The 15,131-nt window shown below is 66.4% G+C and carries 13 protein-coding genes; all 13 read right to left on the reverse strand.

Going from position 1 to position 15,131, the window contains the following annotated elements:
• Positions 1 to 264: 264 nt before the first annotated feature.
• On the reverse strand, positions 265 to 1,449 hold the full coding sequence (gene ftsZ / locus ACN9MB_RS18700) for a cell division protein FtsZ (RefSeq protein WP_204637162.1): 1,185 nt from the start codon (positions 1,447 to 1,449) through the stop codon (positions 265 to 267).
• Positions 1,450 to 1,566: 117 nt separating this feature from the next.
• Positions 1,567 to 2,799, reverse strand: a complete 1,233-nt coding sequence (ftsA, locus tag ACN9MB_RS18705) for a cell division protein FtsA (protein ID WP_204637163.1) — start codon at positions 2,797 to 2,799, stop codon at positions 1,567 to 1,569.
• Positions 2,796 to 3,533, reverse strand: coding sequence for a cell division protein FtsQ/DivIB (locus tag ACN9MB_RS18710; RefSeq protein WP_204637164.1), 738 nt, complete (start codon positions 3,531 to 3,533; stop codon positions 2,796 to 2,798). Before ACN9MB_RS18710 ends, ftsA begins: the two co-directional genes overlap by 4 nt.
• Positions 3,530 to 4,465, reverse strand: coding sequence for a D-alanine--D-alanine ligase (locus ACN9MB_RS18715; RefSeq protein ID WP_046972232.1), 936 nt, complete (start codon positions 4,463 to 4,465; stop codon positions 3,530 to 3,532). The genes ACN9MB_RS18710 and ACN9MB_RS18715 overlap by 4 nt, the downstream gene beginning before the upstream one ends.
• A complete protein-coding gene (murC, locus tag ACN9MB_RS18720; RefSeq protein WP_426269872.1) occupies positions 4,462 to 5,901 on the reverse strand; it encodes a UDP-N-acetylmuramate--L-alanine ligase in 1,440 nt (479 codons plus the stop codon). Before murC ends, ACN9MB_RS18715 begins: the two co-directional genes overlap by 4 nt.
• Positions 5,898 to 6,971 (reverse strand): undecaprenyldiphospho-muramoylpentapeptide beta-N-acetylglucosaminyltransferase, encoded by a 1,074-nt coding sequence (murG, locus tag ACN9MB_RS18725; protein ID WP_426269873.1) that lies wholly within the window; start codon positions 6,969 to 6,971, stop codon positions 5,898 to 5,900. The genes murC and murG overlap by 4 nt, the downstream gene beginning before the upstream one ends.
• The gene (ftsW, locus tag ACN9MB_RS18730; RefSeq protein WP_426269874.1) at positions 6,968 to 8,203 is read right to left on the reverse strand and encodes a putative lipid II flippase FtsW; all 1,236 of its coding nucleotides are present in this window, start codon (positions 8,201 to 8,203) and stop codon (positions 6,968 to 6,970) included. Before ftsW ends, murG begins: the two co-directional genes overlap by 4 nt.
• Before the next feature lies 1 nt (position 8,204).
• A complete protein-coding gene (mraY, locus tag ACN9MB_RS18735; RefSeq protein WP_204637169.1) occupies positions 8,205 to 9,305 on the reverse strand; it encodes a phospho-N-acetylmuramoyl-pentapeptide-transferase in 1,101 nt (366 codons plus the stop codon).
• Complete coding sequence (locus tag ACN9MB_RS18740; protein WP_426269875.1) at positions 9,295 to 10,665, reverse strand: UDP-N-acetylmuramoyl-tripeptide--D-alanyl-D-alanine ligase; 1,371 nt, start codon at positions 10,663 to 10,665, stop codon at positions 9,295 to 9,297. The genes mraY and ACN9MB_RS18740 overlap by 11 nt, the downstream gene beginning before the upstream one ends.
• Entirely contained in the window at positions 10,662 to 12,134 is a 1,473-nt protein-coding gene (locus ACN9MB_RS18745) for a UDP-N-acetylmuramoyl-L-alanyl-D-glutamate--2,6-diaminopimelate ligase (RefSeq protein ID WP_426269876.1), read from the reverse strand. Before ACN9MB_RS18745 ends, ACN9MB_RS18740 begins: the two co-directional genes overlap by 4 nt.
• On the reverse strand, positions 12,131 to 13,942 hold the full coding sequence (locus ACN9MB_RS18750; protein ID WP_204637172.1) for a peptidoglycan D,D-transpeptidase FtsI family protein: 1,812 nt from the start codon (positions 13,940 to 13,942) through the stop codon (positions 12,131 to 12,133). Before ACN9MB_RS18750 ends, ACN9MB_RS18745 begins: the two co-directional genes overlap by 4 nt.
• Positions 13,939 to 14,211 (reverse strand): cell division protein FtsL, encoded by a 273-nt coding sequence (gene ftsL, locus ACN9MB_RS18755; RefSeq protein ID WP_204637173.1) that lies wholly within the window; start codon positions 14,209 to 14,211, stop codon positions 13,939 to 13,941. The genes ACN9MB_RS18750 and ftsL overlap by 4 nt, the downstream gene beginning before the upstream one ends.
• Positions 14,208 to 15,131, reverse strand: a complete 924-nt coding sequence (gene rsmH, locus ACN9MB_RS18760) for a 16S rRNA (cytosine(1402)-N(4))-methyltransferase RsmH (protein WP_426269877.1) — start codon at positions 15,129 to 15,131, stop codon at positions 14,208 to 14,210. The genes ftsL and rsmH overlap by 4 nt, the downstream gene beginning before the upstream one ends.

Consider the following 15,131-nt stretch of genomic DNA (forward strand, 5'->3'; position numbering starts at 1 on the left):
CCGGGACGGGATCCGGTCTCGGGGCGTCGGACCGGGCCAGAAAATCATTTCCTGGCCGGTCATGCCCATCCATGAGGCATGGCCCTACATCTTCAAGAACGAGCACCGGCACGGCGTCAGTTAAACCACCGACCGCCCCTGGGGGCGGAGAGCGGACTCGAACATGGGTTCCGTCAGGACGGTTCCCAAGCGCGATTCGTTACTGACAAGTGAAACCGGCGATTTGTTCAATTTTTCTTCAAATTATTTGCCCAGTCAGTTTGTTCAGTCCGCCTGGCGGCGCAGGAACGCCGGGATGTCGAGGTAATCGAAGCTCGGATCGGCGCTCTTGGCCGGGCCACCGGTGTCGACGCGGCTGCTGGTGGTGACTTCCGGCTGGGCGTAGTCGACCACTTCGTTGCCGGTGCCGGTACGCAGCACCACCGGACGCGGACGCTGACGCATCTCCACGTGCTGGGCGACCATCGGACGCTGCGGCTGGCGGAGGTCGGACGCGCGGTTGAGGCCGGTGGCCACCACCGTGACGCGCACGTCGTCCTGCATTTCCGGATCGAGCGAGGTACCCATCACCACCGTGGCGTCTTCGCTGGCGAAGTCGTGGATGATGCGGCCGATCTCGTCGAATTCGCGCATGGTCAGGTTCGGACCGGCGGTGACGTTGACCAGGATGCCGCAGGCGCCGTTGAGATTGACGTCTTCCAGCAGCGGGTTGTTGATCGCGGCCTCGGCAGCGGCCTGGGCGCGGTCGTCGCCACGGGCGGTGCCCGAACCCATCATCGCCATGCCCATTTCGGACATCACCGTGCGCACGTCGGCAAAGTCGACGTTGATCAGGCCCGGGGCGGTGATCAGGTCGGCAATGCCCTGCACGGCGCCCAGCAGCACGTCGTTGGCGGCCTTGAACGCATTAAGAAGCGTCACTTCGCGACCGAGCACCGACAGCAGCTTCTCGTTCGGCACGGTGATCAGCGAATCGACATGCTGCGACAGGTCTTCGATGCCCTTGGCGGCGACCTGCATGCGGCGGCGACCTTCGAACGGGAACGGCTTGGTGACCACCGCGACCGTCAGGATGCCCTTTTCCTTGGCGAGCTGGGCCACCACCGGGGCTGCGCCCGTGCCGGTACCGCCGCCCATGCCGGCGGTGATGAAGACCATGTCCGCGCCTTCGAGCATTTCCTCGATGCGCTCGCGGTCTTCCAGTGCGGCCTGACGGCCCACTTCCGGGTTGGCGCCGGCACCCAGACCCTTGGTGACGTTGGCGCCGAGCTGCAGGTGCGTGCGCGAGCCGCAGCTCTTCATGGCCTGCGAATCGGTATTGGCGACGACGAACTCGACGCCTTCGATGTTTGCATTGAGCATGTGTGCCACGGCATTGCCGCCGCCGCCGCCCACGCCGATGACCTTGATTACTGCATTGGGTGCGAGTTTTTCGATGAGTTCAAACATTTCCCGTCCTCCGTAGAGCATCGTTGTCGTTGTAACCGCGGGTGCTGACGTTCCTGTCGCCCCGAGGTGGCGGACGAACATCCATTCGTCCTAGGCCAGGCTTCATGCCCTGCCCAATTAAAAATTCTTGGTGATCCAGCCGCGCAACTTGTCCACCAGTCCGCCGACGCTGCCGCCGGACGGGCCGCTCACGCGCATGCCGCCCGAGCGCGCGCCGTGCAACAGCAGGCCCACGCCGGTGGAATGCAGCGGATTGGCGACCACTTCGCCCAGGCCACTGACGTGTTGCGGCACGCCCACGCGCACCATCTTGTGGAAGATCTCCTCGGCCAGCTCCAGCGCACCTTCCATGCGCGACGCACCGCCGGTGAGCACCACGCCGGCCGCCACCAGGCTTTCGTAGCCGGAGCGGCGCAGCTCGTCCTGCACCATCTCGAAGATTTCCTCGTAGCGCGCCTGCACCGACTGGGCCAGCGACTGGCGTGCGAGACGGCGCGGCGGACGATCGCCCACGCTCGGCACCTGGATGGTTTCCTCGGCGTGCGCCAGCTGGGCCAGCGCGCAGGCGTACTTGATCTTGATCTCTTCGGCATGCGCGGTCGGCGTGTGCACGCCGTAGGCGATGTCGTTGGTCACCTGGTCGCCGCCCACCGGCAGCGACTTGGTGTAGCGGATCGCGCCCTGCGTATAGATGGCGATGTCGGTGGTACCGGCGCCGATGTCGACCAGGCACACGCCCAGCTCGCGCTCGTCGTCGGTCAGCACGGACTTGGCGCTGGCCACGGCGGACGGCACCAGCTCGTCCACGGTGAGACCGCAGCGCTGGATGCACTTGCTGATGTTCTGCACCGCCGCCGCGGCACCGGTGACCAGATGCACGCTCGCTTCCAGGCGCACGCCGCTCATGCCGACCGGCGAGCGGATGCCATCCTGGCCGTCGATGCGGTATTCCTGCGATTCCTTGTAGAGCACCTTGCGGTCCGCCGGAATGGCGACCGCGCTGGCCGCTTCCAGCACCTGCTCCAGATCGCCCGGGGTCACTTCGCGATCGCGGATCGCGGCGGTGCCGTGGGAGTTCTTGGTTTCCAGGTGACTGCCGGAAATGGAGGCGTAGACCGAACGGATATCGCAGCCCGCCATCAGCTCGGCCTCTTCCACCGCGCGCTGGATCGAGTGCACGGTCGATTCGATATCGACCACCGAGCCGCGCTTCATGCCGCGCGACACGTGGGTGCCGATACCGATCACTTCGATCGGTTCGCCAGGCTCGTACTCGCCCACGATCGCCACCACTTTCGAGGTGCCGATGTCGAGGCCGACGACTAGCTGCTTGTCGTTCTTGGTCTTCATGTGCGGGGTGAGCCTCCAGCGTTCACGGTGTTCGCCTGGGGCGGCCATCGAACGGCAAATCCATTGGTGTATCGAAGATCGGCATAGGCGAAGCCATCGCTATGGCCCGCCATCAATTGGGGGTAGACATCCAGGAAGCGGCGCAGGCGCCGGCCCGCCTGGTCGCGGTCGCCGATGACGATCTGCGCGCCGCTGCTGGTGGTCAGACTCCAGCTGCCACGCTCGGTGAGCGAGACGCCGGTGATTTTCAGTTTCGTGTTGGTGAACGCCTTCTGCGTTTCCGCGTAGAAGCTCACCACTTCCGCCAGCCGCGCGTCCGGACCGCGCAGGTCGGGTAGATCGGTGTTCGCCGAGACATCGGGCACGTCGAACACCAGTCCCTGGCGGCTGATCAATTGTTTTTCGTTCCAGCGCGCAAACGGCTGGCGTTCGTAGATGCGCAGGATCAGCGTGTCGGGCCAGCGCTTGCGTGCTTCCACCGATTCCACCCACGGCAACGCGGCCACGGCCTTCTGCACGCCATCGAGATCGAGCGCAAAGAACCCCTTGCCGAGGCGCGGCATCACCACCGAACGAAGCGAGTCCTCGGTGACATGCTTGAACTCGGCTTGCACCATCAACTGGGTCACCGGCCAACGATTGGCCGCAAACCATCCGCGCAGCACGCCGACGATCGGCAGCGCCACGAGCGCGATGGCCAAAACCCAGGCAACGAGGCGGACGGTTCCCCTCACACGCCCTCCCGGAAGCTCGTTTCCAACACGCGCCAGCACAGCGTCTGGTAGTCGATGCCGGCGACAGCGGCCGCCTTGGGCACCAGCGAATGCGAGGTCATGCCCGGCGCCGTGTTCACTTCCAGCAGCCAGTTGCGGCCCTGCTTGTCGCGCATCACGTCCACGCGACCCCAACCGGAACACGCCAGCGCATCGAACGCGCGCAGCGCCAGTTCCTGCATCTCGCGCTCGTCGTCGCCGCGCAGACCCGGGCAGATGTACTGCGTGTCTTCGGCGATGTACTTGGCGTTGTAGTCGTAGTACTCGCCCTTGGGCACGATGTTGATGGTGGCCAGCACCTGGCGATCGAGCACGCCGACGGTGTACTCGCCGCCCTCGATCAGCGTTTCCATCAGCATGTCGCCGGGATAGCGCTGAGCGAGAGCCACGGCCTCGTCGAGGTCTTCTTCCTTGAACACGCGCGAGACGCCGACGCTGGAGCCTTCCCAGGCCGGCTTCACGATCAACGGGAAACCGATCTCGCGCGCGGCGGCGTGCACGTCGGCGCCACGCGGCAACGCCTTGAACTTCGGCGTGGGCAAGCCAAGTGCCTGCCACACCAGCTTGGCGCGAATCTTGTCCAGCGACAGCGCGGAGCCCAACACGCCCGAACCGGTGAACGGCACGCGCAACGACTGCAACGCACCCTGCAATTCGCCGTTCTCGCCGCCACCGCCGTGGAGAATATTGAACACGCGAGCGAAGTGACCCGCACGCACCGCATCGAGCAGCGCCGGGATGCCGTCGATGGCATGCGCATCCACGCCGCGCGCCTGCAGCGCCGCAAGCACGTTGCGACCGGAGTCCAGCGAGACCTCGCGTTCGGCCGAGCTGCCGCCCATCACCACGGCGACGCGACCAAACTGTGCGGGATCGGTGATCGTCTTGCTCACTTGTTCGTCCTCAGATGACCGGCGTTGGCCAGCTCCACCGCCGCAGCGCCGATATCGCCGGCGCCAAGCAGCAGCAACAGATCGCCGTCGCGCAGCAGCGCGGGCAGCGTTTCCTTGAAATCGCGCGGATGATCGATCAGCACCGGATCGACCTTGCCGCGTGCGCGCACGGCGCGCGCCAGCGCACGGCCGTCGGCGCCCGCGATCGGTGCTTCGCCGGCCGCGTAGATTTCGGTCAGCACCAGCACGTCGGCTTCGGCGAGCACGTTGGCGAAGTCGTCGAGCAGATCGCGCGTGCGGCTGTATCGATGCGGCTGGAAACCGACCACCAGGCGGCGATCCGGCCAACCGCCGCGGGCAGCGGCAAACACCGCCGCCAGTTCGCGCGGGTGATGGCCGTAGTCATCCACCAGCAGCACATTGCCCTGGTCCAATGCGATCTCGCCGCGGCGATGGAAACGGCGACCCACGCCCTGGAACGCTTCCAGCGCGCGCGCGATCGCTTCGGCTTCCACGCCCAGCTGCCAGCCGATGGTGGCGGCGGCCAGTGCGTTGAGCACGTTGTGGCGGCCCGGCAGGTTCAACTTCACGTGCAGGGCTTCGTTGCGGCCCGGCAGCCACAGGTCGAAGTGCATTTCGAAACCGTGCTGCGAGAGATGGCTCGCGCGCACGTCGGCGTCCTGCGTCTCGATGCCGTAGGTCATCACGCGGCGCGTGGTCGACTTCGCCAGCGCGGCGACTTCCGGATCGTCGACGCAGAGCACGGCCAGGCCGTAGAACGGCAGGCGGTGCAGGAAATCGTCGAAGGCTTTCTTCACCTGCGCGAAATCGTTGTTGTAGTTCTCCAGATGATCCGCGTCGATATTGGTGATCGCGGCGATCACCGGCGACAACATCAGGAACGAACCATCCGATTCATCGGCTTCAGCCACGATGTACTGGCCGGTGCCGAGCCGCGCATTGGCACCGGCTGCGTTGAGCTGGCCGCCGATGACGAAGGTCGGGTCGTAGTTCGCTTCGGCCAGCACGCTGGCGGCGAGACTGGTGGTGGTGGTCTTGCCGTGCGTGCCCGCGATGGCGATGCCCCGGCGGAAACGCATCAGCTCGCCCAGCATCTCGGCGCGCGGCACCACCGGGATGCGCGCGGCGCGTGCAGCCTGCAGCTCGGGATTCTCGGCCTTGATGGCGCTGGAAGTGACGACCACGTCGGCGTCGCCAATATGCTCGGCGGCGTGACCCACGTGTACCACGATGCCGAGGCTGGCCAGGCGCTGCGCCGTCGGCGAATTCGAACGGTCCGAACCGGAGACCGCATAGCCGAGGTTGTGCAGCACTTCGGCGATGCCGCTCATGCCCACGCCACCGATGCCGATGAAATGCACGCGGCGGAACGTGGTCATCAAGTCTTCGTGCGCAAGCAGGCGACGCGGGGTCATGCGGCGACCTCCATGCAGGCGCGTGCAATCACATCCGCGGCATCGGGTTTGGCCAGCGTCCGCGCGGCTTCGGCCATCGCGATCATGCGCTCGCGGTTATCCAGCAACGCTTCCAGGCGTTGCGCCAACTGCTGTACGTCCAGGTCCTTCTCCTGCATCAACTCGGCCGCATGCGCGGCGACCAGCGCCTCCGCATTGCGGGTCTGGTGGTCGTCCACCGCATACGGAAACGGCACGAGCACCGCGCCGAGTCCGGCAGCGGTTAGCTCGGCCAGGGTCAGCGCACCGGCGCGGCACACGGCGAGATCCGCCCATGCGTAGGTGCCGGCCATGTCCTCGATAAAGGGCACGATCTGCGCTTCCACGCCCGCTTTCGCATAGGCCGCGCGCGCCTCATCGATGCCGCGGTTGCCGCACTGGTGCAGCACCTCGGGTCGCTGCGACGGCGACATCAACGCCAACGCCTGCGGCAAGGCGATATTCAATGCACGCGCGCCGAGGCTGCCGCCCAGCACCAGCAGACGCGGACGTCCGCTGCGGCCACCCATGCGCTCGCGCGGCGACGGCAACGCAGCGATGGCGCCGCGCACCGGGTTACCCACCCATTCGGCATTGGGCAGCGCATCGCTGAAACCAGCGAGCACGCGCTGCGCGTGACTGGCGAGCTTGCGATTGGTGAAACCGGCGACGCGATTCTGTTCGTGCACCAGCAGCGGGCGACGTGTCATGCGTGCCGCCACGCCGCCGGGACCGGCCACGTAGCCGCCCATCGACAGCACGCTGCGCGGTTTGATCCGGCGCAGCGCGGACAACGACGAAACCAATGCGCGCGCCAGCATGAGCGGCGCGAGCAGGCGCGTCTTCAGTCCCTTGCCGCGCAGGCCACCTACCGGCACCGTCACCAACTCGATGCCGTGCGCCGGCACCACCTTGGTTTCCATACCGCCTTCGGCGCCGAGCCATACGACCGGCACGCCGCGCGCACGCAGCGCCTCGGCCACGGCCAGGCCCGGGAAAATGTGGCCGCCGGTGCCGCCGGCCATGATCAGCACAGGCTTGGGCGCGCTCATGCGGTCACCGCCTCGCGCCCGGGCACGACAGCTGCGTTGGCATCCGGCACGGCGTTGGCCGGCATGCGCGTGGCCATCTGGCGTGCATCGAGCGCGCGATTGATTTCATAAGTGGTACGCAGCAGCACGCCAGCCATCGCGCAGGTGAGCACGATGGACGAACCGCCATAGCTGATCAGCGGCAACGTGAGTCCCTTGGTCGGCAGCGCGCCCAGGTTCACGCCGATGGAGACCATCGCCTGCAGGCCGATCATCAGCGAGATGCCGCACGCCACGTAGCCGGCGAAACGCTGGCCGATTTCCATGCCCTTGACGCCCAGGTACAGGCCGCGCCCCACGGCGACGCCGAACAGCAGCATCACGAACAGGATGCCGGCGAGACCGAATTCTTCGGAGATCACCGCAAAGATGAAGTCGGTATGCGCCTCGGGCAGATACGAGAGCTTCAGCACGCTCGATCCCAGGCCCACGCCCGTCCACTCGCCGCGACCGATGGCCATCAGCGACTGCGTGAGCTGGAAACCGTCGTTGAACGGATCGGCCCAGGGATCGACGAACGAGGTCAGTCGGCGCATGCGGTAGGGCTCGAACTTCGCCACGAACCACAGCAACGCCACCACCGGCAGGCCCATGCCACCGAGGAACACCGGCTTGGCGCCGCCCATCCAGATCATGCCGATGGTCACCGCGATCATCAGCGTGGCCGAGCCGAAGTCCGGCTGCACCAGCAGCATCACCACGAACAGGCCCGCCACCATGATCGGCTTGAACAAGCCCCAGAAACTGCTTTCCACACTTTCGCGATGGCGCACGAGGTAGCTGGCCACGTAGACGACCAGGATCAGCTTGACTGCCTCTACCGGCTGGAACGTGGTGAAGCGGAAATTGAGCCAGCGATGCGCGCCGTTGAGCCGCATGCCGATACCGGGCACGAACACCAGCACCAGCAGCACCACCGCGCCGCCGAACATCATCCAGGCGTGCTTCTCCAGCAGCTTCAGCTCGGTGCGCATGGCGAAGCCCGCCAGCACGGTCCCCAGGGTCAGGAACAGCAGATGACGCTTGAGGAAATAGAACGCCCCCATGTGCTGACTGTCGGCCACCGCGATGGAGCTGGAGGTGACCATCACGACACCGACGCACGCCAGACCGACGAGCGCGATCACCAGCAGCATGTCGAAGCTGCCGCGGGGACCCTGTCGTCGTTTGGCTTGCGTGGTGTCGAAGATCATCTCAGCGCACCTTCAACGTGGCGAGGCCGATCAGCACCAGCACGACGCTGATGATCCAGAAGCGCACGATCACCCGAGGCTCGGGCCAGCCCTTGAGTTCGAAGTGATGATGGATGGGCGCCATGCGGAACACGCGCTTGCCGGTCATCTTGAAGCTGGCCACCTGGATCATTACCGAGGCGGTTTCCATCACGAACACCCCGCCCATCACCAGCAGCACGATTTCCTGGCGCACGATCACGGCGATGGCGGCCAGCGCGGCACCGATCGCCAATGCACCGACGTCGCCCATGAACACCTGCGCGGGATACGTGTTGAACCACAGGAAACCCAGGCCCGCACCGGACAGCGCGCCGCAGAAGATCGCCAGCTCGCCTGCGCCCGGAATCGAGGGAATGCCCAGGTATTCGGAGAACACGCGGTTGCCGGCGAGATAGGCGAACACGCCCAGCGCGCCCGACACCAGCACGGTCGGCATGATGGCGAGACCATCGAGGCCGTCGGTGAGGTTCACCGCGTTGGAGAAGCCCACGATCATGAAGTAGGCGACCACCACGAACAGGAAACCCAGCGGCAACGCGACCTGCTTGAACAGCGGCACGTACAGCGCGGTTTCCGCCACCGGCAGCGCACCGTTGGCATGCGGCGCCGTGTAATAGAGGAACAGCGCCGCCGCGAGGCCGAACACCGACTGCCAGAAATACTTCCAGCGCGACGCCAGCCCGCGGCTGTCCTTCAGCACCAGCTTCTTGTAGTCGTCGTAGAAGCCGATCACGCCGAAGCACAGCATCACCGCCAGCACCAGCCACACGTAGCGGTTGTGCAGGTCGGTCCACAGCAGGGTGGACAGCGTCACGGCCAGCAGGATCATCACGCCGCCCATGGTGGGCGTGCCGGCCTTGGCCAGGTGCGTCTGCGGACCGTCCTTGCGCACCACCTGCCCCGCCTTGAGTTCGGCGAGCTTCTGGATGAGCACCGGACCAAACAGCAGCGACATCGCCAGCGCGGTGAGCGCGGCCATGATGGTGCGGAACGTGATGTACTGGAACAGATGCAGGGCGGTGAAGTGCCGAGCCATCCAGTCTGCGAGTTCAAGCAGCATCGGATGTGCCCTCCCCATTTCCCTTGTGGTCGCGAAGCGCGACGACGACTTGATCCATGCCAGCGGAACGCGAGCCCTTGACCAGGCAGGTGACGCCGCCGTGCAGTTGTTGCTTGAGTGCGGCGGCCAGTGCCGCCTTGTCGGCGAAATGCTCGCCGCGCGCGCCGAACGCCTTGATGGCGGCCGCGCTCAGCGGCCCCACGGCGAACAGGCGATCGATGCCGTGCTGGCGGGCGCGCTCGCCGATGCCGGCATGCAGCGCAGCTGCGTTGTCGCCCAGTTCCGCCATGTCGCCCAGCACCAGCCACCGTTCGCCTTCGGCCAGCGCGAGCGTGTCGATGGCAGCGCCGACCGAACCGGGGTTGGCGTTGTAGCTGTCGTCGATCAGCGTCCAGCCACCCGGCATGCGCTCGAGCTGCAGACGACCGGCGACGCCGGGCACCTGCTCGAGGCCTTCCACGATGGTGTCCAGCGGCACCTCGAGCGCCAGTGCGATCGACGCGGCCGCCAGCGCATTGGCAATGTTGTGGCGGCCAGCCAGAGGCAAATGCACGTCGGCATCGCCCACCGGCGTGCTCAACACGAAATGCGAGCCGTCGACGCGCTGGTCGACGATATCCGCGCCGATGTCGGCCTTGTGGTCCAAACCGAAGCGCAACTGGCGACGTGTGCCGGCCAGCCCCGCGAAGAAGCTGGCGAACGCGTCGTCCGCATTGATGATCGCCACGCCGTCGACCGGCAAAGCCTGATACAGCGCGCCCTTGGTCTCGGCCACGCCTTCCACGCTGCCCATGCGCTCAAGATGCGCGGGCGCGATGGTGTTGACGAGGCCGATATCGGGCCGCGCGATGGCAGCGAGATAGGCGATGTCGCCCGGCTTGCCGGCGCCCATTTCGAGCACGGCGTATTCGGTGTCCTGCGGCATCGCCAGCAGGGTCAGCGGCAGGCCGAGCTCGTTGTTGTAGTTGCCCGCGTTGACATGCGTGCGGCCGTGACGCGACAGGATCGACGCGGTGAGCGTCTTCACCGTGGTCTTGCCATTGGAACCGGTAATGCCGATCACGCGCACATTGCCCTGCGCGCGCACCGCACTGGCCAGATCGCCCAGCGCCAGCGCGGTATCGTCCACCACGACTTGAGGCAACGGCGAATCGACCTTGCGCGTCACCAGCGCGGCGATGGCGCCGCGCGCCATGGCGTCGGCAAGAAAATCGTGACCGTCGACGCGCTCGCCCTTGATGGCGACGAACAGGTCGCCCGCCTGCAGCTTGCGCGTGTCGATGGTGACGCGCATGACGTCCACGTCGGCACCGATCAGGTGGCCGCGGGTCCACAGCGCGATGGCGCTCAAGCGCATCATGCGCGGCCCTCCAGCACCTGGCGTGCAACGGCCAGGTCGTCGAACGGCCGCTTGCCGTGGGCACCTTCCTGATAGGTCTCGTGACCCTTGCCGGCAATCAGCACGACGTCGCCCGGCAGCGCCAGGGCCAATGCCTGTTCGATCGCCGAGCCACGGTCGCGCTCGATCCCGGCCCTATCGGGGTGACGCAACCCGGCCACGATGTTGGCCACGATGACGTCGCCGTTTTCGGTGCGCGGATTGTCGTCGGTGATGATGATGTGGTCCGCCAGGCGTTCGGCGATGGCGCCCATCTGCGGACGCTTGCCTGCATCGCGGTCGCCGCCGCAACCGAACACGCAGATCAGTTTTCCTTCGCAGTGCGCGCGCAAGGCGGTGAGCGCCTGCTCGAGCGCATCCGGCGTATGCGCGTAGTCGACCACCACCAGCGGCAGCTTCGACACGCCGCCGAGGCGGTTCATCCGCCCATTGATCGGCTCCAGCGATTCCACCGCCTCGACGATGCGCTCGAACGATTCGCCGAGCGCGCCCAGGCAGGCGATCACCGCCAGCAGGTTGGCGACATTGAAGCGGCCCAGCAGACGGCTGCGCACTGCGTGCGTGCCCCACGGCGTCTGCAGGTCGAATGCCAGCCCTTCGGCCGAGGTGACGATGTTCACCGCGCGAACGTCGGCGTCCGCGTGGCTTTCCGTGCTCAGGCGCAGCGCCTGTACGCCCGGCGGCAGGCGCTGGGCAAGCGTGCGGCCAAAGGTATCGTCGATATTGATGGCCGCCGCTTTCAGCGAGGGCCAGGCGAACAACTTGGCCTTGGCTTCGCCATAGGCTTCCATGCTGCCGTGGTAATCGAGGTGGTCGCGGGTGAGATTGGTGAACGCTGCGACCTCGAACGCGACGGCGGCCACGCGGCCCTGCTCCAGCGCATGCGAGGACACTTCCATCGCCACATGGGTGGCGCCCTCGTCGCGGAACGAGGCGAGCAGGCCCTGCACGTTGATGGCATCGGGCGTAGTGCGTTCGCCTTCGTTGAGGCGGCCATGCAAGCCCGCACCGAGCGTGCCGATGGTGGCCGCGCGATGGCCCAGGTGTTCCAACGCCTGCGCCAGCATTTGCACGGTGGAGGTCTTGCCGTTGGTGCCAGTCACGCCGATCACGCGCAGCGAGTCGGACGGACGGCCGAAGAAGCGCGCGGCGATCTCCCCCACCTTGCCGTGCAGGCCATCCACCCACAACACCGGCACGTCGAGGCTGTCGGCGTGCGCGGCAGGCGCTTCGGCCAGCACCACGCGCGCACCGCGCTCGACGGCGCCGCGCGCAAAGGCGATGCCATGCTCGCGCGTGCCGCGCAGGGCGAAGAAGGCATCGCCCGGACGCACCTGGCGCGAATCGAGGGTGAGTCCCGAAACGACGATATCGCCGACACCCTGGGTCTCGGCGATGCCTTGGAGCAGTTGGTCGAGGCGGGCGCTCATGGCGTGGCTCCCTCGACCGGTGCATCGTCCACGGTTTCCACCGTGGGCTGTTTGGTGCCGGTCAAACCGTTTTGTCCTTGCAGTGGTCCGCCGACATACCAGCGACCGATGTTGTCTGGAGGCACGTCCAGCAGGCGCAGTGCGCCATCCAGCACTTTGACGAAGACAGGGCCGGAGACCAGCGCGCCGTAGTAGCTGCCCTTCCGGGGATTGTCGATCACCACCACCGCCGCCAAGCGCGGACTGGAAGCGGGCACGATGCCGGCGAAGGCCGAACTGTAGTTGTTCTTCGAGTAACCGCCGGCCGTCGCCTTGTGCGCCGTGCCGCTCTTGCCGGCCACGCCGTAGTTCGGAATCCATGCATACGGGGCGCCCGTGCCGCCCGGCTGGGTGACCGCCACCATCATCTGCACCAACTCGTTGGCAATCTTCGGATCGATGATCTGCTTGGGCTCGTTGTCCGAACCCTTCACGAAGGTGGGCAGGTGCATCACGCCGTTGTCGGCAATGGTGGCGTAGCCATTGGCCAGTTGTAGCGGCGTCACGTTGAGGCCGTAGCCATAGGCAAGAATCGCCTTCTCAAGCATGCCCCAGCTCTTGCCTGGCTTGAGATAGCCCGACGCTTCGCCCGGAAAACCGCTGTTGGTGCTGTTGCCGAAGCCGAACGCGCGATAGGTGTCGGACATCAGGCCGGTATCGAGCGTCATCGCCACCTTGGCGGCGCCGATATTGCTGGACTTGGCGATGATGCCCGTGGGCGACAACAGGCCGTAGGCGTGCGTGTCGCGGATGGTGTGCGAGATGTAATAGAAGTTGCCGTTGCCGGTATCGACCATCGGGCCGGTCGGCGTGTATTTGCCGCTGGACAACGCCGCGGCCATCAAGAACGGCTTGATGGTGGAACCCGGTTCCACCACGTCGGTCATCGCACGGTTGCGGCGGCTCGACGGATCGCTGCCGCGCAGCGCGTTGGGGTTGTAGGTCGGCCAGTTCACCATGGCCAACACTTCGCCCGTGCGCACGTCCAGGATCACGATCGAACCGGAGTCGGCATCCGACTGCTGGATGGTGTTCTTCAGCTCGTTATAGGCGAGGAACTGGATCCGGCGGTCGATGCTGAGCGTGATGTCGCGCCCCGGCTGCGGCGCGCGCACCAGTTCGAGATCTTCCACCACGTGGCCCTGGCGGTCGCGAATCACGCGCTTGCGCCCTTCCTTGCCGGCCAGCCAATCGTCGAACGCCAGTTCCAGGCCTTCCTGGCCGTGGTCGTCGATATTGGTGAAGCCCAGCACGTGCGCCATCACCGGACCGGACGGATAGAAACGGCGGAATTCGCGCTGGCCGTTGACGCCCGGCACGCCCAGGTCGAGCACCACTTGCGCTGCATCCGGCGGCATCTGACGCTTCAGATAGACGAACTCGCGCTCCGAACGCTGCGCCAGATACTGCTTGAGCGCATCCGCATCCATGCCGATGGCCTTGGCCAGCGCCGGCAATTTGTCTTCGTTGTCCAGCACCTCGGCCGGGTTGGCCCAGATCGAGACCACCGGCGTGGACACCGCCAGCGGCTCGCCGTTGCGATCGAAGATGGTGCCGCGCGACACCGCGATGGGCACTTCGCGCAGGATGCGGGCGTCGGCCTGGTTCTGATAGAAGTCCTTGCGCACCACCTGCATGTCGAACGCGCGCGCTGCCAGCGCCAGCGAGGCGACCGCGAGCACGCCGCCCATCACCAGCATGCGGCGACGGGAGCTGGGTGCCGCGGCGTGGCGGCGCGCAGTCGGCGAGGTGCGCTGGCGCGGCTTCATTGACGCACCAACTGGATGTCTTGCGGCTTCGGATTGAGCATGCCGAGCACCTGGCGCGCCTCGTCGTCCACGCGACGCGGCTCGGCCCAGGTGGCCTGCTCCAGCTCCAGCTTGCCGTACTCGATGTTGAGGTCGTCGCGCTGGTTCTGCAGGCGGGTCAGCTCGACGAACAGCACGCGGCTCTCATGGCGCGTCCACACCACGGCAATGGCGCTGGAAAGCACCGCCGCGATCAGGATGAACATGAAGATGCCGCCGAGTACCCTCATGCGAGCTTCTCCGCCACGCGCAGCACCGCCGAACGGGCGCGCGGATTGACGGACAGCTCGGCATCCGAGGGAAATTGGGCCTTGCCGACCGCGGCAAGGCGGGCAGGCGCGGCCGCCACCGGCGGACCACGGCGACTGCCCTGCACACGGCCGGAGTGGTCGCGGATGAACAGCTTCACCGCGCGATCTTCCAGCGAGTGGAAGCTGATGATGGACAGGCGCCCGCCGACCTTGAGCAGGTCGAGCGCGGCATTCAGCCCGTGCTCGAGCGCTTCCAGTTCGCCGTTCACGTGGATGCGCAAGGCCTGGAAACTGCGCGTGGCCGGATGCTTGCCCGGCTCGCGGCGGCCGATCAGGCGCTCGATCAACGCCGCCAGCTGGCCGGTACGGGTGATCGGATTCTCCACCCGGTCCTCGACGATGGCGCGGGCGATCTTGCGGCTGAAGCGCTCGTCGCCATAGTTCCACAGCACGTCGGCGATCTCTTTCTCGCTGGCGTGCGCCAGGAAATCCGCCGCGCTTTCGCCCTGCGTCGTGTCCATGCGCATGTCCAGCGGCGCATCGGCCATGAAGCTGAAACCGCGCGCCGCTTCGTCCAACTGGGGTGAGGAGACGCCGAGGTCGAGCAGGATGCCGTCGAGGCCTTCCGCGGTTTCGTCCCACTCGGCCATGCTGGAGAAATTGGCGTGACGGATGGAGACGCGCGGATCGCCGGCCAGCTCCGCCTGCGCGGTGGCGATGGCGGTGGGGTCGCGATCCATCAGCAACAGGCGGCCGTCGGGACCGAGGCGCGACAGCACGGCGCGTGCGTGACCGCCGCGTCCAAAGGTGCCATCGAGATAACGCCCGCCAGCCTGCACGGCGAGACCCTCCACTGCTTCACCCAGCATCACCGGGATGTGCACTAATCGCTCGGCCAT

The sequence above is a fragment of the Dyella kyungheensis genome (genome assembly GCF_049913195.1).
Classification (GTDB): Bacteria; Pseudomonadota; Gammaproteobacteria; order Xanthomonadales; family Rhodanobacteraceae; genus Dyella; species Dyella kyungheensis.